This is a genomic window from Bradyrhizobium sp. CCBAU 11430 (assembly GCF_028128855.1).
Taxonomy (GTDB): Bacteria; Pseudomonadota; Alphaproteobacteria; order Rhizobiales; family Xanthobacteraceae; genus Bradyrhizobium; species Bradyrhizobium ottawaense.
Genome location: NZ_LBJV01000073.1, coordinates 104,571 through 131,093 on the forward strand (window position 1 = coordinate 104,571; position 26,523 = coordinate 131,093).

General features: G+C 65.1%; 29 protein-coding genes. 16 read left to right on the forward strand and 13 right to left on the reverse strand.

Going from position 1 to position 26,523, the window contains the following annotated elements; translation table 11 throughout:
* Window positions 1–18: 18 nt before the first annotated feature.
* Both XI04_RS35280 and XI04_RS35285 read right to left on the reverse strand, forming a co-directional pair.
* Window positions 19–345: a GrlR family regulatory protein gene (locus tag XI04_RS35280; RefSeq protein ID WP_038950525.1), complete on the reverse strand. Its 327-nt coding sequence runs from the start codon at window positions 343–345 to the stop codon at window positions 19–21.
* Window positions 346–516: 171 nt separating this feature from the next.
* The gene (locus XI04_RS35285; RefSeq protein WP_049806704.1) at window positions 517–1,806 is read right to left on the reverse strand and encodes an alpha/beta hydrolase; all 1,290 of its coding nucleotides are present in this window, start codon (window positions 1,804–1,806) and stop codon (window positions 517–519) included.
* Window positions 1,807–2,145: 339 nt separating this feature from the next.
* On the opposite strand from XI04_RS35285, the gene XI04_RS35290 reads away from it, so the two are divergent.
* Together XI04_RS35290 and XI04_RS35295 are read left to right on the forward strand one after the other, a co-directional pair.
* Entirely contained in the window at window positions 2,146–3,513 is a 1,368-nt protein-coding gene (locus XI04_RS35290) for an APC family permease (protein WP_028141109.1), read from the forward strand.
* Between the two features lie 2 nt (window positions 3,514–3,515).
* Window positions 3,516–4,730, forward strand: a complete 1,215-nt coding sequence (locus XI04_RS35295) for a hypothetical protein (RefSeq protein WP_271623901.1) — start codon at window positions 3,516–3,518, stop codon at window positions 4,728–4,730.
* A gap of 98 nt (window positions 4,731–4,828) precedes the next feature.
* On the opposite strand, the gene XI04_RS35300 is transcribed toward XI04_RS35295, so the two are convergent.
* Both XI04_RS35300 and yidD read right to left on the reverse strand, forming a co-directional pair.
* A complete protein-coding gene (locus XI04_RS35300) occupies window positions 4,829–5,068 on the reverse strand; it encodes a hypothetical protein (RefSeq protein ID WP_038950521.1) in 240 nt (79 codons plus the stop codon).
* A gap of 92 nt (window positions 5,069–5,160) precedes the next feature.
* Complete coding sequence (gene yidD / locus XI04_RS35305) at window positions 5,161–5,499, reverse strand: membrane protein insertion efficiency factor YidD (protein ID WP_028141106.1); 339 nt, start codon at window positions 5,497–5,499, stop codon at window positions 5,161–5,163.
* Window positions 5,500–5,746: 247 nt separating this feature from the next.
* Between yidD and XI04_RS35310 the strand changes: the two genes are divergently transcribed.
* Window positions 5,747–6,646 (forward strand): hypothetical protein, encoded by a 900-nt coding sequence (locus XI04_RS35310; protein ID WP_028141105.1) that lies wholly within the window; start codon window positions 5,747–5,749, stop codon window positions 6,644–6,646.
* Window positions 6,647–6,712: 66 nt separating this feature from the next.
* Here the strand turns inward: XI04_RS35310 and XI04_RS35315 are convergent, their stop codons facing one another.
* A complete protein-coding gene (locus XI04_RS35315; RefSeq protein ID WP_028141104.1) occupies window positions 6,713–7,168 on the reverse strand; it encodes an iron-sulfur cluster assembly scaffold protein in 456 nt (151 codons plus the stop codon).
* 235 nt (window positions 7,169–7,403) lie between these two features.
* Between XI04_RS35315 and folE the strand changes: the two genes are divergently transcribed.
* The 4 genes from folE to XI04_RS35335 all read left to right on the forward strand — a co-directional run bounded on the left by folE (window position 7,404) and on the right by XI04_RS35335 (window position 11,242).
* Complete coding sequence (folE, locus tag XI04_RS35320) at window positions 7,404–8,096, forward strand: GTP cyclohydrolase I FolE (RefSeq protein WP_271608908.1); 693 nt, start codon at window positions 7,404–7,406, stop codon at window positions 8,094–8,096.
* A 27-nt stretch (window positions 8,097–8,123) separates the two neighbouring features.
* Window positions 8,124–8,546: a phosphoribosyl-AMP cyclohydrolase gene (hisI, locus tag XI04_RS35325; RefSeq protein ID WP_028141102.1), complete on the forward strand. Its 423-nt coding sequence runs from the start codon at window positions 8,124–8,126 to the stop codon at window positions 8,544–8,546.
* A gap of 173 nt (window positions 8,547–8,719) precedes the next feature.
* The gene (locus XI04_RS35330) at window positions 8,720–9,781 is read left to right on the forward strand and encodes a lytic transglycosylase domain-containing protein (protein ID WP_271608907.1); all 1,062 of its coding nucleotides are present in this window, start codon (window positions 8,720–8,722) and stop codon (window positions 9,779–9,781) included.
* A 285-nt stretch (window positions 9,782–10,066) separates the two neighbouring features.
* On the forward strand, window positions 10,067–11,242 hold the full coding sequence (locus tag XI04_RS35335; RefSeq protein WP_271623902.1) for a DUF2336 domain-containing protein: 1,176 nt from the start codon (window positions 10,067–10,069) through the stop codon (window positions 11,240–11,242).
* Between the two features lie 153 nt (window positions 11,243–11,395).
* On the opposite strand, the gene XI04_RS35340 is transcribed toward XI04_RS35335, so the two are convergent.
* The 3 genes from XI04_RS35340 to XI04_RS35350 all read right to left on the reverse strand — a co-directional run bounded on the left by XI04_RS35340 (window position 11,396) and on the right by XI04_RS35350 (window position 13,427).
* Complete coding sequence (locus XI04_RS35340; RefSeq protein ID WP_028141099.1) at window positions 11,396–11,974, reverse strand: Hpt domain-containing protein; 579 nt, start codon at window positions 11,972–11,974, stop codon at window positions 11,396–11,398.
* 28 nt (window positions 11,975–12,002) lie between these two features.
* A complete protein-coding gene (locus XI04_RS35345) occupies window positions 12,003–12,548 on the reverse strand; it encodes a response regulator (RefSeq protein ID WP_008549760.1) in 546 nt (181 codons plus the stop codon).
* A gap of 99 nt (window positions 12,549–12,647) precedes the next feature.
* Window positions 12,648–13,427, reverse strand: a complete 780-nt coding sequence (locus XI04_RS35350) for an NAD kinase (RefSeq protein WP_028141098.1) — start codon at window positions 13,425–13,427, stop codon at window positions 12,648–12,650.
* A 241-nt stretch (window positions 13,428–13,668) separates the two neighbouring features.
* On the opposite strand from XI04_RS35350, the gene XI04_RS35355 reads away from it, so the two are divergent.
* The gene (locus tag XI04_RS35355) at window positions 13,669–15,237 is read left to right on the forward strand and encodes a S10 family peptidase (RefSeq protein ID WP_271608906.1); all 1,569 of its coding nucleotides are present in this window, start codon (window positions 13,669–13,671) and stop codon (window positions 15,235–15,237) included.
* A 51-nt stretch (window positions 15,238–15,288) separates the two neighbouring features.
* Here the strand turns inward: XI04_RS35355 and XI04_RS35360 are convergent, their stop codons facing one another.
* Both XI04_RS35360 and XI04_RS35365 read right to left on the reverse strand, forming a co-directional pair.
* On the reverse strand, window positions 15,289–16,671 hold the full coding sequence (locus XI04_RS35360; RefSeq protein WP_028141096.1) for a serine hydrolase domain-containing protein: 1,383 nt from the start codon (window positions 16,669–16,671) through the stop codon (window positions 15,289–15,291).
* 106 nt (window positions 16,672–16,777) lie between these two features.
* On the reverse strand, window positions 16,778–17,320 hold the full coding sequence (locus XI04_RS35365) for a tetratricopeptide repeat protein (RefSeq protein ID WP_028141095.1): 543 nt from the start codon (window positions 17,318–17,320) through the stop codon (window positions 16,778–16,780).
* A gap of 252 nt (window positions 17,321–17,572) precedes the next feature.
* On the opposite strand from XI04_RS35365, the gene XI04_RS35370 reads away from it, so the two are divergent.
* The 4 genes from XI04_RS35370 to XI04_RS35385 all read left to right on the forward strand — a co-directional run bounded on the left by XI04_RS35370 (window position 17,573) and on the right by XI04_RS35385 (window position 20,102).
* Window positions 17,573–17,965: a His-rich protein BRANT gene (locus XI04_RS35370; RefSeq protein WP_028141094.1), complete on the forward strand. Its 393-nt coding sequence runs from the start codon at window positions 17,573–17,575 to the stop codon at window positions 17,963–17,965.
* Between the two features lie 211 nt (window positions 17,966–18,176).
* On the forward strand, window positions 18,177–18,611 hold the full coding sequence (locus tag XI04_RS35375; RefSeq protein WP_038974968.1) for a hypothetical protein: 435 nt from the start codon (window positions 18,177–18,179) through the stop codon (window positions 18,609–18,611).
* Between the two features lie 288 nt (window positions 18,612–18,899).
* Window positions 18,900–19,607 carry an outer membrane protein gene (locus XI04_RS35380; RefSeq protein WP_028141092.1) on the forward strand — a complete coding sequence of 236 codons (708 nt, stop codon included), beginning with the start codon at window positions 18,900–18,902 and terminating at the stop codon, window positions 19,605–19,607.
* A gap of 252 nt (window positions 19,608–19,859) precedes the next feature.
* Window positions 19,860–20,102: a DUF6719 family protein gene (locus tag XI04_RS35385; RefSeq protein ID WP_028141091.1), complete on the forward strand. Its 243-nt coding sequence runs from the start codon at window positions 19,860–19,862 to the stop codon at window positions 20,100–20,102.
* Between the two features lie 27 nt (window positions 20,103–20,129).
* Here the strand turns inward: XI04_RS35385 and XI04_RS35390 are convergent, their stop codons facing one another.
* Both XI04_RS35390 and XI04_RS35395 read right to left on the reverse strand, forming a co-directional pair.
* Window positions 20,130–20,384: a hypothetical protein gene (locus XI04_RS35390; RefSeq protein ID WP_028141090.1), complete on the reverse strand. Its 255-nt coding sequence runs from the start codon at window positions 20,382–20,384 to the stop codon at window positions 20,130–20,132.
* A 407-nt stretch (window positions 20,385–20,791) separates the two neighbouring features.
* The gene (locus tag XI04_RS35395) at window positions 20,792–21,166 is read right to left on the reverse strand and encodes a hypothetical protein (protein WP_028141089.1); all 375 of its coding nucleotides are present in this window, start codon (window positions 21,164–21,166) and stop codon (window positions 20,792–20,794) included.
* Here XI04_RS35395 and XI04_RS35400 point away from each other — a divergent pair.
* Window positions 21,165–21,431, forward strand: coding sequence for a hypothetical protein (locus XI04_RS35400; protein ID WP_131233057.1), 267 nt, complete (start codon window positions 21,165–21,167; stop codon window positions 21,429–21,431). The two genes, XI04_RS35395 and XI04_RS35400, sit on opposite strands and share 2 nt — an antisense overlap.
* A 3-nt stretch (window positions 21,432–21,434) precedes the next feature.
* On the opposite strand, the gene XI04_RS35405 is transcribed toward XI04_RS35400, so the two are convergent.
* The gene (locus XI04_RS35405) at window positions 21,435–21,635 is read right to left on the reverse strand and encodes a hypothetical protein (protein WP_038950518.1); all 201 of its coding nucleotides are present in this window, start codon (window positions 21,633–21,635) and stop codon (window positions 21,435–21,437) included.
* A gap of 237 nt (window positions 21,636–21,872) precedes the next feature.
* Here XI04_RS35405 and XI04_RS35410 point away from each other — a divergent pair, with 237 nt between their 5' ends.
* The 3 genes from XI04_RS35410 (at window position 21,873) to XI04_RS35420 (ending at window position 26,506) form a co-directional block, all read left to right on the forward strand.
* Entirely contained in the window at window positions 21,873–23,570 is a 1,698-nt protein-coding gene (locus XI04_RS35410; RefSeq protein ID WP_028141088.1) for a methyl-accepting chemotaxis protein, read from the forward strand.
* 290 nt (window positions 23,571–23,860) lie between these two features.
* Window positions 23,861–24,574 carry a class I SAM-dependent methyltransferase gene (locus XI04_RS35415; protein ID WP_028141087.1) on the forward strand — a complete coding sequence of 238 codons (714 nt, stop codon included), beginning with the start codon at window positions 23,861–23,863 and terminating at the stop codon, window positions 24,572–24,574.
* Window positions 24,575–24,673: 99 nt separating this feature from the next.
* The gene (locus tag XI04_RS35420) at window positions 24,674–26,506 is read left to right on the forward strand and encodes an outer membrane protein assembly factor BamB family protein (RefSeq protein ID WP_028141086.1); all 1,833 of its coding nucleotides are present in this window, start codon (window positions 24,674–24,676) and stop codon (window positions 26,504–26,506) included.
* Window positions 26,507–26,523: the final 17 nt, after the last annotated feature.

Genomic DNA, 26,523 nt, shown 5'->3' on the forward strand with positions numbered 1-26,523 from the left:
TCTTGAATGAGCTGATGCTCAGTCGCTGATCCGGCTCAGCACGGCCCGGAAGGCAACGCCCGGCGCCTGCAGCGCGTTGCCTTCGAATTCCGCGTTGTCGCCGTCCTCCCGGCCGGCGAGCGCCAGCGTGATCCGGTCGGTGCCGAACAGAGCCTTGAAGGAGGGGTCGTCGTTGTAGCGCTGGGTCGAGATCTTGACCTTGATGCTGTCGCCTTCGCCCGTATAGGTGCCGATGAAGGCGAAAGCGGAATTGCCGCCGCGCATCTTGCCATCCATCACGTAGACGACGCCGCAGCCCGTTCCATGAACGGTGTGGAAGTCGACCTTGTACAATCCCTGACGCACTGCCTGTCCCCGCGAAATTCCAATCACAAACTGGCCGGCAAAGTATGAGCCTTGCTGGCGGAAGCAATCCGGTGGCTTCCGGGGATTTCGACCATCAACATTACATTTTGATCAGAGCCTGAGGGAATTGCAGGCAATGCAGCCGGACACCGGCTGCACCAATATCCAAACCTATCGGCTCGATGCGGCGGAACTGGTGGCCGCCACGCGGGTCAGCGCCAGCGCCGGCGTCGCCGACATCTTCACCAGCACGTCCTTGAGTGGATCCCGCGTCCAGGCGCGGGTGACGTAGTCGCGATGGGTGATGCCGTCGCCGGTCTCCACGAACACCACGCTGCCGGGACGCAAGGGGCCGTCCATGTCCTCGGCGACACTGATGCCCTTCTGCCGGAGCATGCTCATCAGCTCGCGGTCGCGCCGCGCGGTGTGGCGGGTGTAGGCGCTGACGAAGAAGCCGGAACGGTGGCTCTCGATCCAGGACGCGAACTTGTCCATTTCGCCATAGACGGCGTCGAGCAGCACGACGCCGCGGACGCGGTCGCTGATGCCGCCGACCTCCAGGCTCCAGGCCGTCGGCAGGAAGCCGCCGCTATAGCCGACGATCACGATCGGCATGTTGGCGAAGGCGCGGGCGCTGTTGGGATCGCCGGTAACGCGGGCGAGGTGGTCGGCCGATTCCGCCATGAAGCGCTTGAAGCCGCCCGGTTGCCAGAACTTGCCGGCGCTGGAATCGGCGGCATCGACCGCCATCTGTGGGGCAAGCAGCACGGCATTGGCGCCGGAATCGGTGACCTGCTTCGGCACCAGCTGGCGATCACGCACGTCGCGTTCGAGCGTCGCGCCATTGCCATGGAAGAACACCACGATCACGCCCGGCTTGCGGACGTCGAAATGCTCGGGCACGTGCATCAGCACGCGGCTGTCATTGTAGGTCTCGTCCTGCCAGAACACGCGACCGGAATAGCTGCGATGGCCGCGGCGGTCGCCCTTGGCGATGTTGAGGAACGGCGCGTCGGAGGCGGGGTTGTTGCCGAAATAGGGAAAGGCCGACGATTTCATGCTGACGAGCGTCGTCAGGTCGTCGCGGGGCGAACGCTTGTAGGGGACCTGCGGCTCGAGCGAAGCGACCCTGTAGGGAGCCTGCTCCGGCGACGGTTGCTGCACGGCGCGCTTCGGCGAGAAGTCCGACATCTGCCGCTGCAGAAAACTCTCGCTCGCCGAGGGAAAGCGCTCCCCGAATTGCGGAGCCGGGAAGCGATCCTCGAACGTGTCGCCGCTCGCGACTTGCTGATTTGTCTTCGCAACGACCTGAACATTGGCCTGCGAGTTCGCGGCGAGCGCCGCCGGATTGGGCGCCTTGCCGCATTGAACCAGTGTCAGGGACAGCGGCACCAAGGCTGAGATCAGGCCGATCCGGAGCGCATGACCGCGCGCACCGGATGTCGTCCGGTCGGCACGCATGTCAGCTCTCAATTTCGGAACGGCCCCGACCATCCACCCATGACCCCAAAGTCACGTCCATCGGCATCTCAAGACAATTGCGCCGCTGGCGTTTAGGTGACGTTAAGTGTCCGGAGAAACTTCCCCACATCCGGAACGCTCAAAAGGACCATGCAATCGTGTCCTGATTGTGGGGAGGATGCCGGGGCGGGCGCCGCTTTATCGCTCGGGGGCGGGATAAGCGGTGCTTTATTACCCGCTTCCGTCGCCTCATTTAGCCCTTGTTAACCCTGCTTGAATTGACTGGGCCAACCTGCACGATGCGCCCATGAGGCATGACGCCTGAGGTTAAGGACCCCGATGACGGCATCAAATGCGGGAACCGCGCCCTGGACTGGCCGGCTGACCGGAAGCGGGACCGGGGTCTCAGTTCTGGTCGCAACCGCCATCGTCGTGGCCGACATGATCGGGGTCGGCGTCTTCACCAGCCTCGGCTTCCAGGTCAAGGACATCCCGTCCGGCTTTTCGATCCTGCTGCTGTGGACCGTCGGCGGCATCGTCGCGCTGTGCGGCGTGTTCGCCTATAGCGAGCTCGGGGCGATGTTTCCGCGCTCGAGCGGGGAGTACAATTTCCTCGGTCGCGCCTATCATCCCGCCTTCGGCTTTCTCGCCGGCTGGGTGTCGGCGACGGTGGGCTTTGCCGCGCCCGTTGCGCTCGCCGCGATGGCGTTCGGCGAATACGCCAAATCTGTCGTGCCCGATCTGCCCCCGATCCCGCTCGCCATCGCCGTGGTGTGGCTGGTCTCGCTCGTGCAACTGACCGGCGTCAGGCACTCCTCGACCTTCCAGCTGATCGCGACGATCATCAAGGTCGCGCTGATCGTCGCCTTCCTGGTCGCCGGCTTCGTCATCGCTGCCCCGCAACCGATCACGTTTACGCCGCAGCCGGGCGATCTCGCCCACATCGTCAGCGCGCCGTTTGCGATCGGGCTCGTCTTCGTGATGTATTCGTTCTCGGGCTGGAACGCCGCGACCTACATCATCGGCGAGATGAACATGCCGCAGCGGAATCTGCCGCGCGCGCTGCTGGCGGGGACGCTGATCGTGCTCGTGCTGTACGTCGCGCTGAACGCGGTGTTTCTCCATTCGACGCCGGTCGGTGCGCTTGCCGGTCAGCTCGATGTCGCCAGCGTCGCCGGCAGCGCCATCTTCGGCAGCCTCGGTGGTCGGATCGTCGGCGCGATGATTTGCGTTGGCCTGATCTCCTCGATCAGCGCCATGATGTGGATCGGCCCGCGCGTGATGATGACGATGGGGGAGGACATTCCCGCCTTGCGCGTGTTCTCGAAGCGATCGGCGAGCGGCGCGCCGGCCTATGCGATCCTGTTCCAGCTCGCCGTCGCCAATCTGCTGCTGTTCACGCGCAGCTTCGAGGCGGTGCTCGACTTCATCCAGTTCGCACTGTTGTTCTGCTCGTTCTTCACGGTCGCCGGCGTCATCAAGCTGCGCATCACCGATCCCGATCTGCCGCGGCCCTATCGCGCCTGGGGATACCCGTTCACGCCGCTGGTTTTCCTGCTCGTGACCGCGTTCATGATGTACTACCTGTTGACCGAGCGGCCGCTGCAGTCGCTCGCGGGGATGCTCGTCATGCTCTCGGGCCTGTTGATTTATGCTGTTTTCCGCAGGCGGCCGGTCGCCGCTGGCAATTCACACGATCGCGCATAGACATGTTTCGTCCCCTCAGAATTGCGGCCACAGCTCTTGCCCTGCTGGCTGCGGCCGTCTCGTCCGCGCACGCCGCCGAGGTGAGCTTCGACGACACCGCGCGCTTCCTCGCGGGCATGCAGCCTTCGGCGGACTCGCCGCTGGTGCCGCTCACGAAGGATCCGGGCTGGCAGCGCCATGCAAAGTTCTTCGACGGCGCCTTCGCCCAGCTCGAACAGCGCCAGCTCTCCAAGATCCGCGATTGGGCCGACGTCAATCTCGCCGCGCCCCGGCCGACCATGTTCTACATGTTCAGCGGCCCCGATTTCCTCTACGCCAACGCTTTCCATTCCAAGGCCAGCACTTACGTGCTCGGCGCGCTGGAGCCGGTCGGCGCCGTGCCCGATTTGACGCGGCTGCCGCGCGGCGCGGTCGGCGCGGCGCTCTACAATGTCGAGCGCTCGCTCGGCTCGATCCTGAGCTTTTCCTTCTTCATCACCAAGCAGATGAAGGTCGACCTGCACGCCAACCAGGTCAACGGGACCTTGCCGATCCTCTATGTCTTCCTCGCGCGCTCCGGCAAGACCATCCGCAACGTCGAGATGATCGCGCTCGACGACAAGGGGGGCTTGCATGTCGGCGACGACAATCCGGGGCGCAACGCGACGCGCGGCGTTCGCATCACCTTCGCCGGCAGCGATGGCGAGGCGCGCACGCTGCATTATTTCTCGACCGACCTCTCCAATGCCGGCGCGCGCAACACCGGATTCCTGAAATTCTGCGAGACGCTCGGGCCCGGCAACAGCCTGCTCAAGAGTGCGTCCTATCTCATGCACTCCGGAAACTTCACCGTCGTTCGCGACTGGCTGCTCGCCAACAGCGCCACCATCATCCAGGACGATTCCGGTATTCCGCTTGCGAACTACGGCGCGCGGCAATGGCGGTTCTTCCCGTTCGGCCGCTATCTCGGGCCGATCGACGAATTCCCCGGCCGCTACCAGGAGCGCTATTCCGAGTTGTTCACGCGGGCCCAGCCGATCGATTTCGGCGTCGGCTACCGCTGGCGGATGCACGAGTCCAATTTGTTGCTGGCGGTGAGGGTGCCGGGTACCGAAACGGCGCCGGGCGGGGAGGCCACCTCGTCGGCCGATCCGACGCCGAAGCCGCCGCGTCCGAAACGGCTGCGGCCGCCCGAGCCGATCCCGCCGCCGCCCGGGCGCTTCTACTGGTTCCGCTAAGCATGATTCGGAAAAGTGCGAAGCGGTTTTCCGAAATGATCATGCGCAAACAACAGGCTAAAGCGACAACGATTCATCCAATTCTCATTGCGCTTTAGCTACCAGTGCACGCTCTGGCTTGGCACGATGAACGCCGTCGTGCTCGGCGCGGTGGCTAAGCTCGTCGCCAGATACCAGCCGGAGCCAAGCACGAGCGCGAGCAAGGCGACGATCGCGAGCAGATCCAGGGTTCTGGGGTCGTGGTGCCGCCTGGAGCCGGGGGTGGGCCCAGGCCTGAAGTGAGAAAGCCTGAAGTGAGAAAGCCTGAAGTGAAGATGAGGGCTGATTTTCCAGCGCATTGTTGTTTCCTCCCGGGGGAGCATCGAAACAACGCGGGAAGAAAGCTTGCGGTTCCCCTCAGGCCACCGATGCGCAAAGCATCACAGCAATCTCAGGATGCATTGACGCCGCGCCAGCGGCCGTAGCGCCATGGCAGATACCAGTGCGCGCCTGGCGGTGCCGTGAGCGGTACATTGTCGATGCCCGACGTGCCGAACGGATTGCAGCGCAGCAGGCGCGCAAGCGTCATCCAGCCGCCGGCCCAGAGCCCGAACCGTTCGATCGCCTCGTCGCCATAGACGGAGCAAGTCGGCAGATGCCGGCAATTGTAACCGACCAAGGGCGACAGCGTGTGCCGGTAGAGCCAAATCAACGCACGGCCGAATCTGCGCGGGAGCCGAAACGCCCCTTCGACGGAACTGGAACAATGCCCGCAGGCTGAATGCTTCATGTGCGATGTGCTGCGAGGTTAGGCGAGGTGTTGCACGGTTCCGGCGCAGGGAACTGTAAGCTGTTGTTTGCGCGCCATATTTTGCGTGCTTTTTGGGAGCAGTGCAGCAAGTACCTGTGGACGATCTGTATTCCCACGGATACCATTTTTGTGACGTCCATGTGTAGAAACATACGCCTGTATGATGGACTCAGAGGGCGCTACCAAGGATTGTTAGGGACCTTAGGGGCTTGGGGAAGGAACCAGATTGAGACTTCTGAACTCCCTTAATCTTCGCGGCTGGTTGCTGGTGGGAACCGCCGTCTGTGGAGTCGTGCTGGCTGGCGCCGTCGCGACACTCGGGTCATCGGCCCGCGCGGGTGTTGCTCTCGAAGAGCGCAAGCTGCCGATGAAGTTCAACTGGATTGCCTGCGAGCCGAACTGCCGCGGCTGGGTCAGCGCGGTCGGCATCATCACCGCTGACACACCGAAGGATTTCGAGGAGTTTTCCCGCGGACGGCAGCTCGGCGGCGCCACCGTGGTGCTCGATTCCAGCGGCGGTTCCGTCAACGACGCGATCACCCTCGGCCGACGCTTCCGCAATCTCGGACTCCTGACCACGGTCGGCGTAAGTCTCCGCGGCGGGCAGTCCGCCCGCCCGGCGGTTGCGCCAGAGGCCTATTGCGAATCCATGTGTGTGTTCCTGCTGCTGGCCGGCAAGAAGCGCTACGTGCCCGAAGCTGCCCATGTCCGCGTCCACCAGATCTGGATGGGCGACCGCGCCGACGATGCCAAGGCAGCGAGCTACAGCGCGCAGGACCTGATGATCGTGGAACGCGACATCGGCCGGCTTGCCAAATACACCTTCGACATGGGCGGAGCCGGTGACCTGCTGTCGCTCGCGCTCAGCGTGCCGCCCTGGGAAGACCTGCATGAGCTGGACGCCGGCGAGCTGAAGCTCACCAATCTCGTGACGACCGACCTCGTCGCCGACGTGCTGCCGCATGTGGACATCTCTGCTCCGGCAATGGCGGAGCTTGCGCCGAAGACGCAGGCGAGGTTCGGCGCGGAACCGGAGCAGTCGCAGCCTGCCAAGTCGACCAAGACGGCCGAAGCCTTGGTGCCGACCGGTGGCGTGGCCGCGCCGGCTCCGGCGACGCAGAAGTAAGCTCTGAAATCTTGATAGTGATTCCGGGTTCGTCGCTTTGCGACGCCCTGTGTCGTTCCGGGGAGTTCAGCCCTGCGCCGCAGCCGGCTGCTTGGCCTTGGCTTCGATCTGGCCAATGGCGTCGACCACCGCATCGAAGGTCAGGAGCGTCGAGGCGTGCCGCGCCTTGTAGTCGCGGACCGGCTCGAGGAACTTGATCTCCTCCCATTTACCTTCAGGAGGCGCACCGTTCTCCTTCAGCATCTTGCGAACAGTTTCGCGTAACTCACGGAGTTCGCTCGCAGTCGAGCCGACGATGCGACTTGCCATGATGGATGAGGAGGCTTGTCCGAGCGCGCAGGCCTTCACGTCATGGGCGAAGTCGGTGACCCTGTCGCCCTCCATCTTGAGATCGATCTTCACGGTCGAGCCGCACAGTTTGGAGTGGGCGGTGGCGGAGGCATCGGGGTCCGGCAGCCGTCCGAGGCGCGGAATATTCCCGGCCAACTCGATGATCCGCTTGTTGTAGATGTCGTTCAGCATGTGATGGAGTCCAGCACTTCCGCATCGGATCGGCCTTGGCGGGCGCCGTCCACGGTCCTATATAGGGTCGGAACTGGCGGAAAAACAGTCCAGCGGCGGTGGCGATAGGCCATGCGGCCGACGGGAGAGATGAGGACCATTTCGCCGGGTTCAACTGTTCTCTTCAGGCGTCCGGCGGCATGCCGCCCCGTCTGCCGGTGACACTCCGGCCGCAAGGCCGTCGAACGGAGTAGACATGGACGCGACCATCAAATCCATCCGCCCCAACATGCCCTCCGACCGGCAGCCCGAGAGCCGACCGGCCGAGCTTGATCCCGCCGAATTCCTCGCGGCCGCCGTCCGCGCCGATCAGCCGCGCCCGGCGCGCACCGAGGCCGAACAGGCGGTGAAGACGCTGCTCGCCTATATCGGCGAGAACACCGAGCGCGAGGGCCTGCTCGACACGCCGCGCCGCGTGGTCGAGGCTTTCGACGAGCTCTATCAGGGCTATCACCAATGCCCGGCCGAGGTGCTCGACCGCACCTTTGGCGAGACCGCGGGGTATGACGATTTCGTCCTGGTGCGCGACATCGAGTTCACCTCGCAATGCGAGCATCACATGATGCCGTTCTACGGCAGGGCGCACATCGCCTATACGCCGGTGGAACGCGTCGTCGGCCTGTCCAAGCTCGCCCGCCTCACCGACATCTTCGCCCGCAGGCTCCAGACCCAGGAGCATCTGACGGCGCAGATCGCGGCTGCGATCGACGAGGTCCTCAAGCCGCGCGGCGTCGCGGTGCTGATCGAGGCCGAGCATACCTGCATGTCGGTGCGCGGCGTCGCCAAGCATGGCGCCTCCACCTTCACCAGCCGCTTCACCGGCATGTTCCGCGACAACCCGGCGGAGCAGGCCCGTTTCCTGTCCCTGGTGCGAGGCCTGCAGCGCTGACCTCGCAAGTTAACGGCGAGGGTCGCTATGTCCGCTCACTCCCATGAGATCGAGGAAGGGTTGTCCTTCCTCCCGCGCTTCGACGCGAGCGGCCTCGTGACTTGCGTCGCGACCGACGTCGCCACCGGTGATGTGCTCATGGTCGCGCACATGAACGAGGAGGCGCTGCGCAAGACGATCGCGACCGGCGAGGCCTGGTACTTCAGCCGCTCACGCAATGCCTTGTGGCGAAAAGGTGAGACCTCGGGTCAGACCCAGCGCGTGATCGAGATGCGGACCGATTGCGACCAGGACGCGGTCTGGATCCGTGTCGAGCAGATCGGCGCGGCCTGCCACACCGGGCGGCGATCCTGCTTCTATCGCAAGGTCGAGGCCGAAGGCGGCGGGGCGAAGCTGGTCTTCGCCGATGCGGAGCGGCTGTTCGACCCGAACGCGGTCTACAAGAAGTAGCTCGCTGTCATTCCGGGGCGCACCGCAGGTGCGAGCCCGGAATCCCTTCAGCTGCGCGTAATGCCTTGCGATGGATTCCGGGCTCGCGCTACGCGCCCCCCGGCATGACAGCGAGGGCCAGTTTAACCCCGCATTAACCATACCTGTCCCACGGTGAGACGACAGGCGCCGAATTGCCGGCGCCGCTCAACGCCGCGCGGGGCGGGCACTTCATCATGTCGGTCGACAATTTCAGTGCCACGCAGACGGCGGTTCTCGATCCGTCGCGGGCGCGCGTCGCCGGTGCGATCAAGCAGGCCTCGAATGTCTCCGGCGTCAGCTTCCAGTACATGCTGACCACCGCCAAGATGGAATCGGATTTCGATCCGACGGCGGGTGCAACGACGTCATCCGCCCACGGGCTCTACCAGTTCATCGACCAGACCTGGCTCGGCACGGTGAAGGAGGCGGGCCCCCAGCTCGGCTATGGCAATTATGCCAACGCGATCTCCAGGACCACGTCGGGCGGCTACGCCGTCGACGATCCCGCGATGAAGCGGTCGATCATGAAGCTGCGCGACGATCCCGAGGCCGCCTCCAGCATGGCGGCAGCGCTGACGCAGTCGAACAGTTTCAAGTTGACGGGCCTGCTCGGGCGCAGGCCGAGCGACAGCGAACTCTACATGGCGCATTTCATGGGCGTCGGCGGGGCCGCGAAACTGATTGCCAATGCCGAGGACAATCCGCAAGCGGTCGGTGCGCGGCTGTTTCCCAATGCGGCATCCGCCAACCGTTCGATTTTTTATGCCAGGGACGGCCGCGCCCGCAGCGTCTCCGAAGTCTATTCGGTGCTGGACTCGCGCTATGCCAGCGCGGCCAATTCGAAAACGACCCGCAGCGCGATGGCGATGTATGGCGGCGCGCCGTCGACCACGGAGGTTGCGAGCGCGAGCGGCGTGCAGCCGACCGCACCTGTCATCGACAATGCCGCCTATCTCCAGACCTTCCCGAACACACGCGCGGTGACGCCCGTCAGTGCGACATCGCCGACGACGGTCGCGGACAATGCCCCGACCACGCCGGTGTTTCGTTCGATCTATCAGCCCGGCGATGCCACGCAGCCGGTTTCGACCACGGTGCAGAAGCTGTGGGGCAACAACGCCTCGCTCACGTCAGTCGCATCCGCGACGCCGGATGTGCGGCCGCCGCAGCCGCTCGATCTGTTCAGCGATCGCAGCGGCACGTTCTCGAGCTAATCGAGGTCTCGTGTCCCGGACGCGCCGCAGCGTGAAACGCTGCTGCGCAGAGCCGGGACCCATGCCGGAGCAAATCTTCCTGTCGGAAATGGACCCCGGCTCAGCTCGCATCACTTCGTGCTGCGCTGCGTCCGGGGCACGCAAGCCGAGCGCCTTTGTTCCCTTAACAAAACGTCAATAAAACCAGCCAGTTATGGTGAACGCTTTGTTAAGCGTCGTGGTTTATTTTGTGTTGCAGGTGACGAGCCGTCACCAATTTCGTTTGTTGTGTAAGCCGGAAGCAGCATGATTGTTCGGCAGTTCATCAATTGGATCAGGACGGCGCCCGCCGGCGAGCGGGCCGAGGCCACACGGGCGTTGGCCCGGGCCTGGCTGATCTCAGACCTTTCGACAGACGACCGCATCGCCGCCGAAGGCGCGCTTCTGATGCAGCTCGACGATCCCTCGCCGCTGGTGCGGCAGGCGATGGCCGAGGCCTTTGCGCGCAGCACGGATGCGCCGGCCTCGATCGTGCGGGCGCTGTCGGCGGACCAGCCGACCGTCGCGCTGCCCGTGCTCGAACATTCCCCGCTGCTGATCGACGCCGATCTCGTCGACCTCGTCGCGACCGGCAATCACGAGGTGCAATGCGCGGTCGCACGCCGCATCGCGCTGCCGGTCTCGGTCTGCGCCGCCATCGCCGAAGTCGGCTGCGCGGCGGCCGCGTTGGAGCTGATCGAAAATCCCAACGCCGAGCTTGCGCCGTTCTCCTGGGATCGCATCGTCGAGCGCCACGGCCATCTCGCCGCGATCCGCGAGGCGATGCTGGTGCTGGACGATCTGCCGTCCGCAACCCGCGCCGCGCTGGTCGCGAAACTCTCCGAGACGCTGGCGCAGTTCGTCGTGGCGCGGAACTGGCTCAGCGCCGACCGCGCCGAACGCACCGCGCTCGAGGCGCGCGACCGCTCCACCATGAACATCGCATCGCGCTCGCGCGGCGAGGATATGCAGGGCCTGGTGCGACACCTGCGCATCACCGGCCAGCTCACTGCGGGTCTCATCTTGCGTGCGCTGTTGTCGAGCAATCTCGACCTCTTCGACGCGGCGCTGGCCGAGCTTGCCGACCTGCCGCTGGCGCGCGTCACCGCGCTGCTGCACGACCGCGGCGGCAACAGCCTGCACGCGCTGCTGCGCCGCGCCGGGCTTCCCGAGGCGACGTTCGCGGCGTTCCAGGTCGCGCTCGATGCTTGCCACGAGCAGGGCTTCGTCGACAGCGACGACGGCGCGGTGCGGCTGCGCCGGCGCATGGTCGAGCGCGTGCTCACCCATTGCGAGACCGACCGCGGCGTCACCGAGCCGCTGATGGTCTTGCTGCGCCGCTTCGCCACCGAATCCGCGCGGGAGGAGGCAAGGCTGTTCTGCGACGAGCTGGTCGCGGACGATGCGATCGATCCGCTGTATGGCGATCTGATCGCCGCGTAGCGAGCTGCCGTAGGGTGGGTTAGCCCTGCGGCTGCGCGAAGCGCAGCTCGCAGGCGTAACCCACCTCTTTGCTTTCCACGCAAATAGAGAAGTGGTGGGTTACGCTACGCTAACCCACCCTACGATTCTGATCGTGGTGATAGAGCCGAACCCTTACTCCGTCGGCGCGATGCTCGGTGCCAGGATCACCTCGAGATGCTCGGGGCGGTCGCGATTGACATGGGCGAGATAGTCGTCGGCTACCTTGCGCAGGCGGCGGCTGAGCTCGGCGGAGACGCTGATGCTGTCGAGCCTGGTGTTCTCGTGCACGATGGCGAGGATGGCGTTGATGTGGTGCGTGAACAGTTCGGCCGGCACCTTTTCCAGATCAGGCGCGTGCTCGATGACGCGGCACAGGCTCTCGGCGATTCCGGCCGCGGCCGGATAGCCGAAGGTCGCGGCGTCGCCCTTGATGTCGTGCGCAGCGCGGAACAGCTCGTCGCGCCGCTCCTTGGTGAAGCCGTCATTGCGGATGGCGACATAGGCGGCCGACAGACGATTGACCTCGGTCGTCATCCAGTCCTTGAACTCGCCGGACAGGCCCGCCAGCGCCTGCTCGGCGCGGCCGATCGGATCGTCCATGTCCTTGTCTTCGACCCGGCGCAGAACTTTCCGCAGCGGGTTGGGCTGCGTGATGAGTTGATGCGTGGCGAAGGCCGTGACCTCGATGTCCTTTGCGCTGTTCTTCGCCATGATGCCTGCCTCGTCTGAAGACGTTGCGCTAGATGGATGAGCGGGCCTTGTCGAGCAGCGAGGGCTGCTGCAGCACCTCGTGCTTTTCGCCGACGCGGCGCTCGGGGCCCATGTAGGCGGAATTGGTGTTGCGGCGCCGGTCCGGGCCGAAATAGGTCTTGGTCTTGATGAAGGGGCGGGGATTGGCGACCACGTTGAGGATGCGCTGATAGAGTCCCTTGGCCGAGATCGGCTTGGCCAGGAATTCGGTGACGCCGGCATCGCGCGCCACGGTGACGCGGCGCTTCTCGGAATGGCCGGTCAGCATGATGATCGGCGCGTAGGGGTTGCCCTTGGACTCCGGCTGCCGGATCATCTGCGCGAGCTCGAGCCCGTCGAAGATCGGCATGGCCCAGTCGGTGATGACGATGTCAGGCACGTAGTGGCTGTACATTTCCAGCGCGGTGGCGCCGTCCTCGGCCTCATAGACCTCGCGCGCGCCGAACGAATGCAGCAGCGTGCGCAGGATGCGGCGCATGTGCGGATTGTCGTCACAGACGAGGAAGCGCAGCTTGTTGAAGTCGATACGGAACATGACGCCCGGGCCAAAGCGGTCAACCTTCGTTAACCATATCGTGGCGAGGGTTAACGAAGGGTTGCGACCGGGCTCCCGCAGCGCGCGGGGGGCGGGGGCTCAGTAGCCGAACTGCTCGCGCAAAATGCGTTCTTCCAGGCTGTGGCCGGGGTCGAACAGCATGCGCATCGAGATGCTCTTGTCGGACAGGACCTCGACGCGCCGGACCCTGCGGACCTCTTCATGGTCGGCGACGGCCGCGACCGGACGCTTGTCGTCCTCCAGCACCTCGATCACGACATAGGCGGTGTTGGGCAGCAGCGCCCCGCGCCAGCGGCGCGGGCGGAAGGCGCTGATCGGGGTCAGTGCCAGAAGGGCGGCGTTGATCGGCAGGATCGGTCCCTGCGCCGACAGATTGTAGGCCGTCGAGCCGGCCGGCGTCGCCACGATGATGCCGTCGGCGATCAGCTCGGGCATGCGCTCGCGCTCGTCGATCAGGATCCGCAGGCGCGCCGCCTGCGAGGTCTGCCGGAACAGGTAGACCTCGTTGATGGCGTGGTGCAGGTGGACGCGGTCGTTGGCGTCGGTTGCGCGCATCAGGAGCGGATTGATCTCGGATTCATGCGCCGTCTCGAGCCGCGCCCGCAGATCGTGCGTCGCGTATTCGTTCATCAGGAAGCCGACGGTGCCGCGATGCATGCCGTAGATCGGCTTTCCCGTGCGCATGTTTTGGTGCAGCGTCTGCAGCATCAGCCCGTCGCCCCCCAGCGCAACCACGACGTCGGCCTCCCTGGGGTCGCAATTGCCATAGTCCCTGGTGAGCTGGCTGAAGGCGGCCTGCGCCTCGCTGCTCGGGCTGGCGACGAAGGCGATGCGGTCGTATCGCTGGGGCTTGGTCATGGCTTGTCGGGCAGGCCGCTTGCTGGAGGAAGTTCCGCCGGGCTCGTCTATACGACCTGGGGCTCCATTGTCGAGGATGACCGCCCCTCAAGGCAAACGGGCGATTGTCGATCCAGAGAACAAAACGGGTTGATTTGAGCCAGCCCGCGCGCCTTACTTGGACCGGTGATCCCGCAAAGCGTCGCAATTCCGCGCTAGTTCGAAGCGCGCCGGCTGTGACAGCCGGGCAGGGAGAACGATCATGTTCACGATCTTGCCGACGCTGCGACGAACCGGGCTCGCGCTGGCCGTGTCCGCGGCCGCGCTCGCGAGTGTCGCGCGCGCGGATGATCCGCCGCAGCCGCGCTCCGAGGCGGCATCGCCAGCGGCACAGAAGGGTGGGCGCGCCGCCAATCCGCAAAGCGCGACGCAGGCCTCGCCGTCCGCGGCCGAGCCGCATCGTCTCCCCCCGGATTCCACCACGAAGCAGACGCTGGATCTGCCCGGCCGCACCCTCAATTTCGCCGCGACCGCCGGCTCCATCCGGGTGTTCGACGGCAAGGGCGAGCCGCTGGCCGACATCGCCTATACGTCCTACCAGCTCGACGGCGCCGACCGTGCCACGCGCCCGGTCACGTTCCTGTTCAATGGCGGGCCCGGCGCGTCCTCGGCGTGGCTCCAGTTCGGCGCGGCCGGTCCATGGCGGCTGCCGCTCGACGGCGAAGGGCTGTCGCCGTCAGCCTCGCCCGAGGTGAAGCCGAACGCGGAGACCTGGCTCGATTTCACCGATCTCGTCTTCATCGATCCCGTCAGCACGGGCTACAGCCGCTTCATTGCGAGCGGCGAGGACGCACGAAAATCGTTCTACTCCGTCGACGGCGACGTCAACGCGATCGCGCTGGTGATCCGCCGCTGGCTCGAGAAGCACGACCGGCTGACCTCGCCGAAATACGTCGCGGGCGAGAGCTATGGCGGCATTCGCGGGCCGAAGGTGGTGCGCCAGTTGCAGCTCCAGCACGGCGTCGGCGTCAAGGGCCTGATCCTGGTGTCGCCGCTCTTGGATTTCCGCGAGTTCACCGGCACCAGCCTCCTGCAATATGTCGCGACCTTGCCGAGCTATGTGGCGGTGGCGCGCGAGGCCAAAGGGCCGGTCAAGCGCGCCGATCTCGCAGACGTCGAGGCCTACGCGCGCGGCGAATTCCTGGCCGACCTCGTCAAGGGCGAGGCGGACAAGGAGGCCACCAATCGTCTTGCCGACAAGGTCGCCGCGCTCACCGGCATCGACCAGGCGGTGAGCCGCCGGCTCGCCGGCCGTTTCGACGTCGGTGAATTCCGCCGCGAATTCGACCGCAAGAACGGCAAGGTGACGGGACGTTACGATGCCTCGGTGCGCGGCTTCGATCCCTATCCGGATTCGAGCAGCTCGCGGTTCGGCGACCCCTCGGGCGACGCGCTCCAGGCGCCGCTGACGAGCGCCGCGGTCGACGTGCTCACGCGCAAGCTCAACTGGCGGCCCGACGGCTCCTATGAAGTCCTGAACGGCACCGTGGAAGGTCACTGGGATTTCGGCCGTGGCATCAACCCGCCGCAATCGGTGTCCGAGCTGCGCCAGATCCTCGCCACTGATGCCAAGCTTAACGTGCTGGTCGCGCACGGCCTGTTCGACCTTGCCACGCCCTATTTCGGAACGAAGCGGGTGCTCGATCAGATGCCGGCCTTCGCAAGGCAGCGCGTGAAGTTCGTCGTCTACCCCGGCGGCCACATGTTCTATTCGCAAGGAGGCTCGCGGCAGGCGTTTCGCAGCGAGGTCGAGGCGCTGATCAGGGAGTAGAGCATGATCCGGAAAAGTGTATAGCGGTTTTCCGATAGGATCATGCTCCGATTAAAGAGGCCGCCGTTTGCGCGGCTTATATCGACGGGCGATCTCCTTCGCCACGACGCGCGCAGGCTTGACGTTGGCGCCGGCGATCCAGACCTCGCTGATCCTGCCGCGCTTGTCGCGGATACGGCGCACCGGCTCGCCATGGCTGGAATAGCCCGCAGCCCAGGCGAGCTTGCCGGTGTCGCGGCCGGTGACCTCGATCTCGGCGGCATCCATGAACGGATTGTTGAACTGCGGATTGGCGACGAGCACGCGATTGCCCATCGGCACGAGGTCGCTCGCACCCCAGATCGTCCACCAGCGGCCGGTCCAGTCGCGCAGGCGTCGGTCGGCCCTGCCGCGCGTCTTGAACACGCGCAAGATCTGCATCGCGCCGTCCATCCAGAACGGCGCCCCGCCGTCGATGGAGTTGCTGAGGATGCTGATCGTGAGCTCGCAAGCGGGAATGGCGCAGGTGCGGGAGATGTAGCCCTGAAAGCCGCCGCCATGGCCGAACCAGTCCCAGCCGTCGGTCTTGCCGGCATTGACGCCGAGCCCGTAATAGCCCTCGAAGCCCTGCGGGATACGCCAATGGTGTCGCGTCATCTCGCGGCGGCTTGCGACCGAGAGCACGCTCTTCTTCGCATTGGGCGCAAGCTGCGCGAAGAAGCGTGCGGTGTCGCCGGCCGTCGCAACGAAGCCTGCAGCGGACGCCATCGCGTGCGCGGGATTGTCGCCGGGGATCACGCATCGTTCGCCGAACGGCAGCTTTCGCGTATGGCCGCGCGCGAACGATGCGCCTTTGGGAAGGGGCGCGTCCGGCTCGCTCTCGCGCAGGCCCGCGGGCTCGATGATCTCGCGCTTGATCCAGGCGGAGTAGGGCTGCTTGGTCACCGCTTCGATGACGAGACCGAGCAGGCCAAAGCCGTGATTGGAATATTTGAAGCGGGTGCCGGGCTCGATCGCGGTCGGCAGCTTCAATTCCGCGCGCAACTCTTTCGCGTCGAGATAGGAACGGCGGTCGATGAACTGGCCGGAATCGGCGCCGTCGCGCGTCAGTCCGGCGCTGTGCGATAGCACCTGCGCGATCGTGGTCTCGGCGACGCGCGGATTGAGGCCACCGACATATTGGCCGACCGGATCGTCGAGCCGGAGCTTGCGCTGTTCGCGCAGCTTCATGATGCCGGCCGAGGTGAAGCTCTTGGAGTGGGAGGCGATGCGGAAGCGGTGGCGCGGGGTGAGCTTCTCGCCGGTGTCGAGATTGGCGAGGCCAAACGCATGCTCGGCGACGATCTCGCCGCGATGGGCGAATGCGACGATGACGCCTGGCTGCTGGATGGTCGTCAGTTGGAATTCGATCCAGGAGCCGATGTAGTCGATCGCGGATCGCAGCCACGGGTCCATTGCACACCAATTTGCTGGGAAAATCGATGCGAGAGGCTAGCCGAGAAAGCCGAACGGGCACAACCGAAAGGTTGTGCCCGTTCGCGAGGTCGAAGATGCGATTGTCTCAGTAGACGAGCGTCGCGCCGGTCGGCTTGTCGAGCGCCGTGGCAAGCGAGCGATACTCGGAGCTGTCGGTGCCGGCGAGCGAGGCGATCTTGTTCAGATGATACTGCGCCTGTTCGCGGTTGCCCTGCTCAAGCTGCCAGAGGCCGTAATACTGCCAGGTGCGGACGTGGTTCGGATCGTCCTTCAGCGCCAGCTCGTAATAGACCTTCGACGACTGGTAGTCGCCGAGCTTGCGATAGGAGTAGCCGATCAGATTGGCGACGTCGGCGACGTCGTCGCGCTTGAGCGACTTCAGCTGATCGATCGCGCCGGTGTAGTCGTGGTTGTCGTAGATCGCCGTGTAGGCGGTGCGATAGGCGGCGAGGAATTTGGGATCGCTGACGGAAGAGCTCTTCTTCTTGCCCTTCTTGGACGAGGAGTCCGACTTCGGCGGCGGCGAGGGCTCGTCACTGCCGGCGGCATAGGCGCTGGACAGCACCGGCGCGGCCGCCAGCGACATGGCGACCAATCCCGGCACGACAAGCATTGAGAGTTTGCGCATCTAAATTCTCCCGTATGGAACGTGGCGATCCTACACGATTGCCCGAAGACCGGAACACCCGTCTGGCGAAAACATTCCCGCTTCGCACGATCTATTCGCCCGGGCGCAGATGACAAACTTTTGTCATCGAGATGAACGGAAGCCTGCAGGGGGCTTCAGACAGGGTTCAGCGCGCTGCCCCTAGGCTCCCACCCACGATCGAAGGGGAGGCGAGAGGGCGCCGCCTCAAGATCCTTCCAAGAGGAGACCACCATGTTGAAGACCATTTCCGCAGCCTTGCTCGCCGCTTCCGTGATCGCAGCCCCGGCCTTCGCTGCCGAGGCCGGCAAGACCAACACGGCCCCGGTGATCAAGGCGGACCAGAGCCAGACCAAGGCCTCGACCACCGCCGCAAAACCGGACACCGGCATCAAGGCCGATGCCAAGACCGACGCGAAGGCCGGCGACGTGAAGCCCGCCGACGTCAAGGCGGACGCCAAGGTGGATACCAAGTCGAAGGCGCTGAATGCCAACGCAGCGGTCACGCCCGACGAGCACAAGACCGTGCGGACGCATCGCCATCACCACAAGCATCTGTCGGCGAAGAAGTCGCTGAAGGCGCAGCCGGACCTCACCAAGCCGGCAACCACCGAGAAGCGCAGCTAACGACTGATCCTGCGCGGCGGCATCCCAAGCATTGCCCCGCCGCCGCGTCAGGACTTCAGACCCGGCCCGTCGTCTCGGCGCCTTGCGCGAAAGCGCGAGACGCCGGCGGCGGGACGGTGCGTGCGTCGCAAAGCCCCGGGGACGCGAATTCCCTTTGCACGACCTTGCGGCTAGAACGTCCCCTTAGTCTGTTCGAGCGGGAGCGGGATCTGTGGGGCGATTGGCGAAACGTGCGGCGAGCTTGGCATCGGTCCTGCTATTGGCGTTGGCGCTCGCGGCGTGTTTCGGCAGCGACGGTGATCGTCCGACCATCATCGGGGGGACCCAGGCCGGAGGGCCGCAGCCGTTTCCCGACAATTTCCGCGGCGACATCCTGGCGCTGATGCGCACCTATCTGAACAACCCGGTCGGCGTGCGCGAGGCCAGCATGGCCGAGCCGGTCCAGCGCGAGGTCGGCGGCCGGCAGTTCTATGTGAGCTGTCTGCATTTCACCCCGCGCGAGACCGATGGCAGCTACAAGGCCATGCGGGAACGCGCTGTGATCTTCGTCAACGGACGGGCGGACCGCGTCGTCGACCGCACGAGCGAGCTCTGCGCCGGCGCGGTTTACGTACCCTTTCCGGAACTGGAAAAGATGACGCGGTAGCGCAAAGCCCGCCTTCATCGCCGGGTGTTAGAACGATGACTGCCGGAGCCGCCGGATCACATTTCGGCGAGCTTTGAACGGGGTGGTTCGACCTCGCGACAAATTGTTACGGTAGGCCCTGCGCAGACGACAAAAAATAGTCGGTGCAGGACGACGTGACGGAACAAAATCGCGTTGTTGCCCCACCGTCACAGTCACGAACGATCAACGTTCCGGCATCGCCGCGAAGCAACCCAATTCACGCCACGTTGTTTCCTGAGTGTCGCAAATGAAAGAACGGGGATGATCATGAAATCGATTTTGCTGGGTGCAGCTGCTCTGCTTGCGCTGGCCGCGCCGGCCGCCGCCGCGGACATGCAGCCGCGCACCTACGCCAAGGCCCCGGCCTACACGCCGCCGCAGCTGATTTATAACTGGACCGGTTTCTACATCGGCGGCCATGTCGGCGGCGCGTTCGCCGGCGACAGCAGCTTCCAGTCCAGCGACGCCCGCTTCCTCGGCGGCGTGCAGGGCGGCTTCGACTACCAGTTCGCGCCCAATTGGGTGGTGGGTATCGAGGCCCAGTATTCCTGGCTGCCGACCAACAACAACGGCGTCACGTTCCCGCTGGGCACGCAGGTGACCTCCAACACCGACCAGCTCGGGTCGGTGACCGGCCGCATCGGCTACACCTGGGGTCCGGCGCTGCTCTATGCCAAGGGCGGTTACGCCTGGCGCAATGGCGGCCTGGGCGTCAATGTCGCAGGCGTGCCGCAGGGCTTCACCACCACCGGCAACAGCAAGGACGGCTACACCGTCGGCGCCGGCCTCGAATACATGTTCGCGCCCAGCTGGTCGGCCAAGGCCGAGTACCAGTACTACAATTTCGGCAGCACCACCTTCACCTCCGGTCCGGCAGACATCGTCGGCGTTCGCGGCCGGGAGGACGAGCATACCGTCAAGGTCGGTGTGAACTACCGCTTCGGCTGGGGCGGTCCGGCAGCCTCGCGCTACTGACCCTCTACCGCGACCACGCTCTGACAAAGGCCGGCTTCCCGCCGGCCTTTCGTTTGTCAGCCTCTTGCCTGTCGGCCCCATGTTTGCTTTGCGTGAACCATCTGGCGCGTCATTTGCAGGAAAACATTCCGGCGGGCGCTTTCTCACGCGCGTCATGGGACTTGGGTAAAGCAAAAATAATTTTTGCCGCTTACGGAACTCGCGCTCCGGAAAGCGTTATATGAGAATTACCGGGCTGGTGGGACGACGGACATGCGTATCTTGGTGTCGGCGGTGGTGCTCTCGTGCTTTGTCGGCCTGCCGTGCTCTGCACAGACAATCCTCAAATCCGAGCCTCTGATGCTGGCACCTTACGAGGTGGCTTTCGTCAAGGACGCGTCCTGCCCGTCGGGCAAGGTGCTCAAGGTCACCGGCGCGATCCGCGGGCTACATCGCCGCAAGGCCTGCGTGGCGCTGGCCGGTGAGCAGGCCTCGCTGGCAACCGCAACGCCCTGACCGCTTTGCGGCTTCCGCCGCCGGACCTCACGAATTCAGCTCGAGCTCCATCGTCGACTGGCGGTCGGCCTCGGCCTTGTTTTGGGCGGGGTCCTCACCTTGGGCGACCCGGCAGGGCTTAATCTCGTAGTCGTTGTCGAGCACCCGGCGTGGCCCGGGACGCTCCTCGTCGGCGCTGATGTCCACGACCAGACCGCTCCGATAAGCGAGCTTCCAGACGTCGGATTCGCTCGGATAGGCCTTGCTGATCTGGGCGTCGTTGCAGAACAAGGCGTAGGGCATTCTTCCCGCTCCCGGAAAGCGCATTAACGACCTCACGGGCCGCGGGTTCCGGGGGGGCTGGCGATCACGGGCCCGTGATCCAGGCTAAAGCATGATCCGGAAAGCGAGCAGCGGTTTTCCGAAAAGATCATGATTAAACAACAACTTAAAGCGCGATGACGATTCATCCTCATCGCATCGCGCTTTAGCCGGGCCTTGAGTCCTTAACGACTCCTGAATCGCGAAAAAAAGAATCCTTGGGACTCGTTTGGCGGAATCAGCGGATGTTTTCCGCCATGACGAGCGACCTGAAGACCTCCTGCGGGCACATGCTCCTGCCGCTGACGCTGGCGTTATTCGGCGCCTGCGCGGCCAATCTTTGGCTGGTGTGGTCCTGGCTGTAGGCCCCTCCGATGGGGGGTGGCGCGTTATTTTCTGACCGGTGGGGCCGGGGCGTCGTGGATGGCGGCGCGCAATCTGGTCAGGGTTTCGGCACAATATTCCTCGCGCTCGCGCTCGAACCGCTCCTGATGCTTGCGGAAATTGGCGATGCGGGCCTGCATCTCGGTGCGGAAATCACCGATCGCCCGCGGTGGCGGCGGAGGAGTGGGTGGGGGCGGTACCGGAGCTTGCGTCAGCTCGATCTCGACTGCAGCGACCTCCACGGCAACGATCTCGACCGCGGCTGTCGTGGCAACCGGGGTCCCTTCCGGCTGAAGGACATTATCCTTCATGCCGGTCACCGATTGGACGAAGGCCAGTGTCTGCGCGATCAGCGCGTCACGTTCCACGATCCATTTCATGATCCACCTCAGCCGGTCCCATTCCAGCAAAGCGGCTGCGGCGAATCAAGGCGGTAAACAAAGGATTGCATATTTTTCCCGGTCGCCCGAAAATAGGCAGATGGATTCCGGAAAAGAACGGTCGGACGAAGTGGAGGGCCTGAGGCTCATCCGCGCGTTCTTGTCGCTGCCGCCCGACAAGCGGGCGGAGGTGATCGCGTTCGTCGAGGAATTGGCGCGTGCGCATGGCCGGCCAGAGGAGGGCACGCAGGCGTCGCCGAGGTGAGCGCTATCGCTGGCGCGGATTGACGTTGGGCTCGAACGGTGCGCCAACCACCCGGACCGGTGTCTGAACCGGTGTCCGGGTGTCGTCGATCACGGCTGTCTCGGCGACCCGCTTTTCGGGGGCCGACCCAAGCATCGGCTCGAACAACATCAATGTCCCGGCCACGGCGACACAGCACAGCGTCACGGTCGCCAGCAGAAACATATTTCGGTTTTCTTCCCTGATCCGCATGGGCCAACAACGGCCGACGCCGAGGCTCGGTTCCCGTCTGGAATGTCGGGATCGCCCGCGCAACCGGTCGAAGCTTACGCGAAACTTACGGCGAGGGCTCAAAAGGGTTATTTTTCCGTAAGATGACGCCCTCAATTTGCATTAAATCTTAACGCCCGCCGGTTCCAATGCACGCCGGGATAGGCGCAGAAAATCATTGGGACGGCTGCGATGAGCTTTTTGAACAATCTGAAGATCGTCTGGAAGGTCGCGCTGATCGTGACCGTGATGGGCTGTGCGATGATCGCCGTCGCGGCCTTTGGCGTGCGCGAACTCTCCGCGACCGTCGACGGTTTCGGCGAGCTCTCCGCCGCGCAATCTTCCGCTCTCAACCTCACCCGCGCCCAGCGCCGCGCCGAGACCTACCACGCGGCGCTCTATGCGATCTTCACCGAGGCAACCGAAGCAGGCAACGCCAGACGCCTCAAGACCGCGACCCAGAACCGCGACGAAATTCGTCAATTCCTCGATGCGGCCGAGCAGGACGACCCATCGCGTGCCGGCGAGCTGAAGGGCATCGGCGACCAGCTGAAAGCTGCGTTCACCGGCTGCGATCCGGTGCTCCAGGCCGGCTCACAGGCCAGCAGCACGGAAGAGAACGCCAGGGCAGCCGAACGCGCGCACAAGGAGTGCGATCCCTTGCTCGATGCGGCCCTGGCACGCATCGCCAAGTTCACGACCGAGACGACCCAGGCCGTGGCCAAGCGCAAGGACACCATCAGCCGCGACGCTCACGCCGCGACCTGGACCGTGATCGGCGTCAGCGCCGGCGGTCTGATCCTGGGCATTGCGATCGCGCTGTTCATCGGCCTCAAGGCGATGTCGCAGCCGATCGCCCGGCTCAAGCTCGCCATGGAGGGGCTTGCCCGCAACGATCTCAAGACCGAGGTGCCCGAGAAGGACCGGCGCGACGAGATCGGCGACATGGCCAAGACGGTCGAAGTGTTCAAGACCAATGCATTGGAAGTCGAGCGCCTCAAGGCCGCGCAGCTCGAAGTCGAGAAGCAGGCTGCCGAGCAGCGCCGCCGCGACATGGTCAACCTCGCCGACGGCTTTGAACGCGCAGTCGGCGAGATCATCGAGACGGTCGGATCTGCCTCTACCGAGCTCGAAGCGTCGTCCTCGACGCTGGCGACCACCGCGCAGCGCGCGCAGGAGCTGACCTCGGTCGTCGCCGTCGCGTCCGGCGAAGCTACCGGCAACGTGCAGTCGGTAGCGACCGCCACGGAGGAGCTGTCCTCCTCGGTCAACGAGATCAGCCGGCAAGTGCAGGAATCCGCGCGGATGGCGGGCGAAGCCGTCACCCAGGCCCGCACCACGACGGAGCGGGTCAGCGAGCTCTCGGTTGCCGCGACGCGGATCGGCGACGTCGTGGAGCTGATCAACACGATTGCCGGCCAGACCAACCTTTTGGCGCTGAACGCCACGATCGAAGCGGCGCGTGCCGGCGAGGCCGGCCGCGGTTTCGCGGTCGTCGCGTCCGAAGTGAAGACGCTGGCCGAGCAGACCGCGAAAGCGACCGGCGAGATCAGTCTGCAGATCTCCGGCATCCAGACCGCGACCCAGGAATCCGTCAACGCGATCCGCGATATCTCCGTGACCATCGAGCGGCTGTCGGAGGTGTCTTCGACCATTGCCGCGGCCGTCGAGGAGCAGGGCGCCGCCACCCAGGAGATCTCGCGCAACGTCCAGCAGGCCGCTCACGGCACCCAGCAGGTCTCCTCGAACATCACCGACGTGCAGCGCGGCGCAGCCGAGACCGGCTCGGCCTCCTCGCAGGTGCTCTCGACCGCCAAGATGCTGGCGACCGATAGCAACCGGCTGAAGGACGAGGTCGGGAAATTCCTGCGGACGGTGCGCACGGCCTGAGTGTGCGCGGCGGCTTTCATGGCGCGCCCTCGATCACGCCAGCAGGAAACCGAGCACGAACACGAACAGCATGGCCGTCATGACGATGGCGGCCACCGCGCCAGCGACGATCTTGGCCTTCTCTCGGAGCGAGGTGGGACGCATTGCATGCGCATGCTACCTCATGTTGAATTCCGATCCAATCTGTCGTGACGGTGTGGCAGAAGCCGGATTGAGCGGCGGAGGCGCGCAGTTTTGAATGCGACGCTCCGCCTGTCGTATTGGCATGCGACTTGATTTGAGGCTTGCTGATGATCTCCAATCGTCCTCCCGTGCTCGCCCACGAACGCTTCGTCGCCGACCGCGACAATTTCTCAGGGCTAGATCTCGCCGCACGGTTCGAGCGGATCGAGCGGACGAACCTTTGGGGCGCGGCCCGTTCGGTGTCGGGCCTCGGTTCGGAGGATACGGCCACCACCGCGATCCGGGAGGCGCTTCCTTCGCTGCTGCAACGGCTCGGCGCGCGCTCGCTGCTCGATGCGCCCTGCGGCGATGCCGGCTGGATCGGCCGCGTCAAGCTCGACCTCGACTATATCGGCATCGACATCGTCCCGTCGCTGATCGAGACCAACAACGCGCGTGCGGCGCGCGGCGAATTGTCCGGCCGATTCCTGGTGGCCGATATCACGCGCGATGCACTGCCGCGTGCCGATCTGATCCTGTGCCGGGACTGCCTCGTGCATCTGAGTTTTCAGAACATCGCCCGCGTGATCGCCCGCTTTCGCGAGAGCGGCGCGCAATTCCTGCTCGTCACGACGTTTCCGGAGTGGGAGGACAACTGCGATTGCGAGGATGGCGACTGGCGCGCGCTCAACATGACGAAGGCGCCGTTCGACTGGCCGGTGCCGCGCGAATTGATCGACGAGCGCTGCGAGGAGGGCGATGGCGGCTGGCGCGACAAGAGCCTCGGGCTCTGGCGGCTGGATGAGTTGCCGGATCGCGTCCGCACGGCCACGGATGTGTGACAGCTGCGAGCAGAACGTCCATTGCGTCCGCGCTCGCCCCGGCGATAGACTTTGGGTTGTGTGGCGATCTCGCATCGCGGTGACCTGCCGGAGCCTACCATGAGAGCATGTGCTGTCCTGGCCGCGTTGTTGATCTGGTGCAGCGCGCCGGCGCTGGCACAGCAGGAGGGTGCAGCGCTCTATGCCGCGCATTGCGCGCAATGCCACGACGGCGATGTGCAGACCCGCGTGCCGGGCCGCGGCGCCATGCAGGCGATGTCGTTCGATCATGTGCTGGCGGCGTTGACCTCCGGCAGCATGGCTGCGATGGCAAAGGATCGCAGCGACGCGGAACGCCGCGCGATCGCGTCTTTCGTCACCGGCAAGATCGCGGCCGGCGGCGTTGCGGCCGACGCGGAAGGCCGTTGTACGCAGCAGGCCAGCGGTTTTCCGCAAGCCCTTGACGGTCCGCGCTGGAACGGATGGGGCGTCGACACCAACAACAGCCGATTCCAGCCCGCCGACATGGCGGGGCTGACGGCGGAACAGGTGCCGCGCCTGCGGTTGAAATGGGCCTATGCATTCCCCGGCGCCTCGGTGTCGTTTGCGCCGCCGACCATCGTGGGCGGAATGCTGTTCATCGGCGGCACCGATCGCAAGATGCACGCGCTCGACGCGCGCAGCGGCTGCACGCTGTGGACGCTGGCGATCGATGCGGCGGTGCGGGCCGCGATCAGCTTTGCACCACTTCCGGGCTCCGACCAGTTCGCGATCTTCTTCGGCGATTTGCGCGCCAACGCCTATGCCGTGAACGCGCTGACCGGCGCGCTGATCTGGAAGACGAAGGTCGAGGAGCATGCCGCCGCGCGCATCACCGGCGCGCCGACGCTGCATTCCGGCGTGCTCTACGTGCCGGTGTCCTCGCTCGAGGAAGCCGCCGGCTCGCAGGCGAGTTACGAATGCTGCACCTTCCGCGGCAGCGTGGTGGCGCTCGACGCCGCGACCGGCAAGCTGGTCTGGCAGGCCTATACGATTCCGGAAGTGCCGCATCCGACCGGCAAGAATGCCAGGGGCACGCAGCTGTTCGGTCCGTCGGGCGCTGCGATCTGGTCGGCGCCGACGATCGATGTGAAGCGCAATGCCGTCTATGTGGCGACCAGCAATTCCTACTCGAACCCGCCGGCGGCAACCGCCGATGCGATCCTCGCTTTTGAGCTTGGGACCGGGAAGCTGCTCTGGAAGCAGCAGGCCACGCCCAAGGACGCCTTCGTCGTGGCGTGCTTCACCGCGGACAAGTCCAATTGCCCGGAGGATCACGGACCCGATCACGATTTCGGCCAGTCGCCGATCCTCGTGGCCTTGCGCGATGGCAGGCGCGTGCTCGTCATCGCGCAGAAGTCCGGCGTCGTGCACGCGCTTGATCCTGACGACGGCGGCAAGATCCTGTGGCAGACCCGGATCGGGAAGGGCGGAGCGCTCGGCGGGAGCGAATGGGGCTCGGCCGCGGACGGTGAGCGGATCTATGTCGCCAACTCCGACGTGCGCTTCATGCGTGACGGCACGCGGCAACTCGATTCCACGCAAGGCGGCGGCCTGTTCGGCCTCGACCTCGTCAGCGGCAAGATTGCCATGGAAGTGCCGCCGGTCGCCTGCGGCGACCGCCCCAAATGCAGCCCCGCGCTCTCGGCAGCGGTGAGCCTGATTCCGGGCGTGGTGTTCTCCGGCGGCGTCAGCGGCTTCCTGCGCGCCTATGCCACCGACGGCAAGCTGCTCTGGGAGTTCGACACCGCGCAGGATTTCAAGGCCGTGAACGGCGTCCCCGCCCATGGCGGCGCAATCGACGGTCCCGGGCCGGTCATCGCCGGCGGCATGCTCTACACCAATTCCGGCTACGGCCAATGGAGCGGCGTCGCCGGCAACGTGCTGCTGGCGTTCGAGGTGGGGACGGAGTGAGGATCTTGCTGTGTCCC

Coding starts and splice junctions, on each gene's coding strand:
- XI04_RS35285 (WP_049806704.1), bottom strand. CDS start 1,806: ATGCGTGCCGACCGGACGACATCCGGTGCGCGCGGTCATGCGCTCCGG.
- XI04_RS35290 (WP_028141109.1), top strand. CDS start 2,146: ATGACGGCATCAAATGCGGGAACCGCGCCCTGGACTGGCCGGCTGACC.
- XI04_RS35295 (WP_271623901.1), top strand. CDS start 3,516: ATGTTTCGTCCCCTCAGAATTGCGGCCACAGCTCTTGCCCTGCTGGCT.
- XI04_RS35300 (WP_038950521.1), bottom strand. CDS start 5,068: ATGCGCTGGAAAATCAGCCCTCATCTTCACTTCAGGCTTTCTCACTTC.
- yidD (WP_028141106.1), bottom strand. CDS start 5,499: ATGAAGCATTCAGCCTGCGGGCATTGTTCCAGTTCCGTCGAAGGGGCG.
- XI04_RS35315 (WP_028141104.1), bottom strand. CDS start 7,168: ATGCTGAACGACATCTACAACAAGCGGATCATCGAGTTGGCCGGGAAT.
- folE (WP_271608908.1), top strand. CDS start 7,404: ATGGACGCGACCATCAAATCCATCCGCCCCAACATGCCCTCCGACCGG.
- hisI (WP_028141102.1), top strand. CDS start 8,124: ATGTCCGCTCACTCCCATGAGATCGAGGAAGGGTTGTCCTTCCTCCCG.
- XI04_RS35335 (WP_271623902.1), top strand. CDS start 10,067: ATGATTGTTCGGCAGTTCATCAATTGGATCAGGACGGCGCCCGCCGGC.
- XI04_RS35340 (WP_028141099.1), bottom strand. CDS start 11,974: ATGGCGAAGAACAGCGCAAAGGACATCGAGGTCACGGCCTTCGCCACG.
- XI04_RS35345 (WP_008549760.1), bottom strand. CDS start 12,548: ATGTTCCGTATCGACTTCAACAAGCTGCGCTTCCTCGTCTGTGACGAC.
- XI04_RS35350 (WP_028141098.1), bottom strand. CDS start 13,427: ATGACCAAGCCCCAGCGATACGACCGCATCGCCTTCGTCGCCAGCCCG.
- XI04_RS35355 (WP_271608906.1), top strand. CDS start 13,669: ATGTTCACGATCTTGCCGACGCTGCGACGAACCGGGCTCGCGCTGGCC.
- XI04_RS35360 (WP_028141096.1), bottom strand. CDS start 16,671: ATGGACCCGTGGCTGCGATCCGCGATCGACTACATCGGCTCCTGGATC.
- XI04_RS35365 (WP_028141095.1), bottom strand. CDS start 17,320: ATGCGCAAACTCTCAATGCTTGTCGTGCCGGGATTGGTCGCCATGTCG.
- XI04_RS35370 (WP_028141094.1), top strand. CDS start 17,573: ATGTTGAAGACCATTTCCGCAGCCTTGCTCGCCGCTTCCGTGATCGCA.
- XI04_RS35380 (WP_028141092.1), top strand. CDS start 18,900: ATGAAATCGATTTTGCTGGGTGCAGCTGCTCTGCTTGCGCTGGCCGCG.
- XI04_RS35385 (WP_028141091.1), top strand. CDS start 19,860: ATGCGTATCTTGGTGTCGGCGGTGGTGCTCTCGTGCTTTGTCGGCCTG.
- XI04_RS35390 (WP_028141090.1), bottom strand. CDS start 20,384: ATGCCCTACGCCTTGTTCTGCAACGACGCCCAGATCAGCAAGGCCTAT.
- XI04_RS35400 (WP_131233057.1), top strand. CDS start 21,165: ATGATCCACCTCAGCCGGTCCCATTCCAGCAAAGCGGCTGCGGCGAAT.
- XI04_RS35395 (WP_028141089.1), bottom strand. CDS start 21,166: ATGAAATGGATCGTGGAACGTGACGCGCTGATCGCGCAGACACTGGCC.
- XI04_RS35405 (WP_038950518.1), bottom strand. CDS start 21,635: ATGTTTCTGCTGGCGACCGTGACGCTGTGCTGTGTCGCCGTGGCCGGG.
- XI04_RS35410 (WP_028141088.1), top strand. CDS start 21,873: ATGAGCTTTTTGAACAATCTGAAGATCGTCTGGAAGGTCGCGCTGATC.
- XI04_RS35415 (WP_028141087.1), top strand. CDS start 23,861: ATGATCTCCAATCGTCCTCCCGTGCTCGCCCACGAACGCTTCGTCGCC.
- XI04_RS35420 (WP_028141086.1), top strand. CDS start 24,674: ATGAGAGCATGTGCTGTCCTGGCCGCGTTGTTGATCTGGTGCAGCGCG.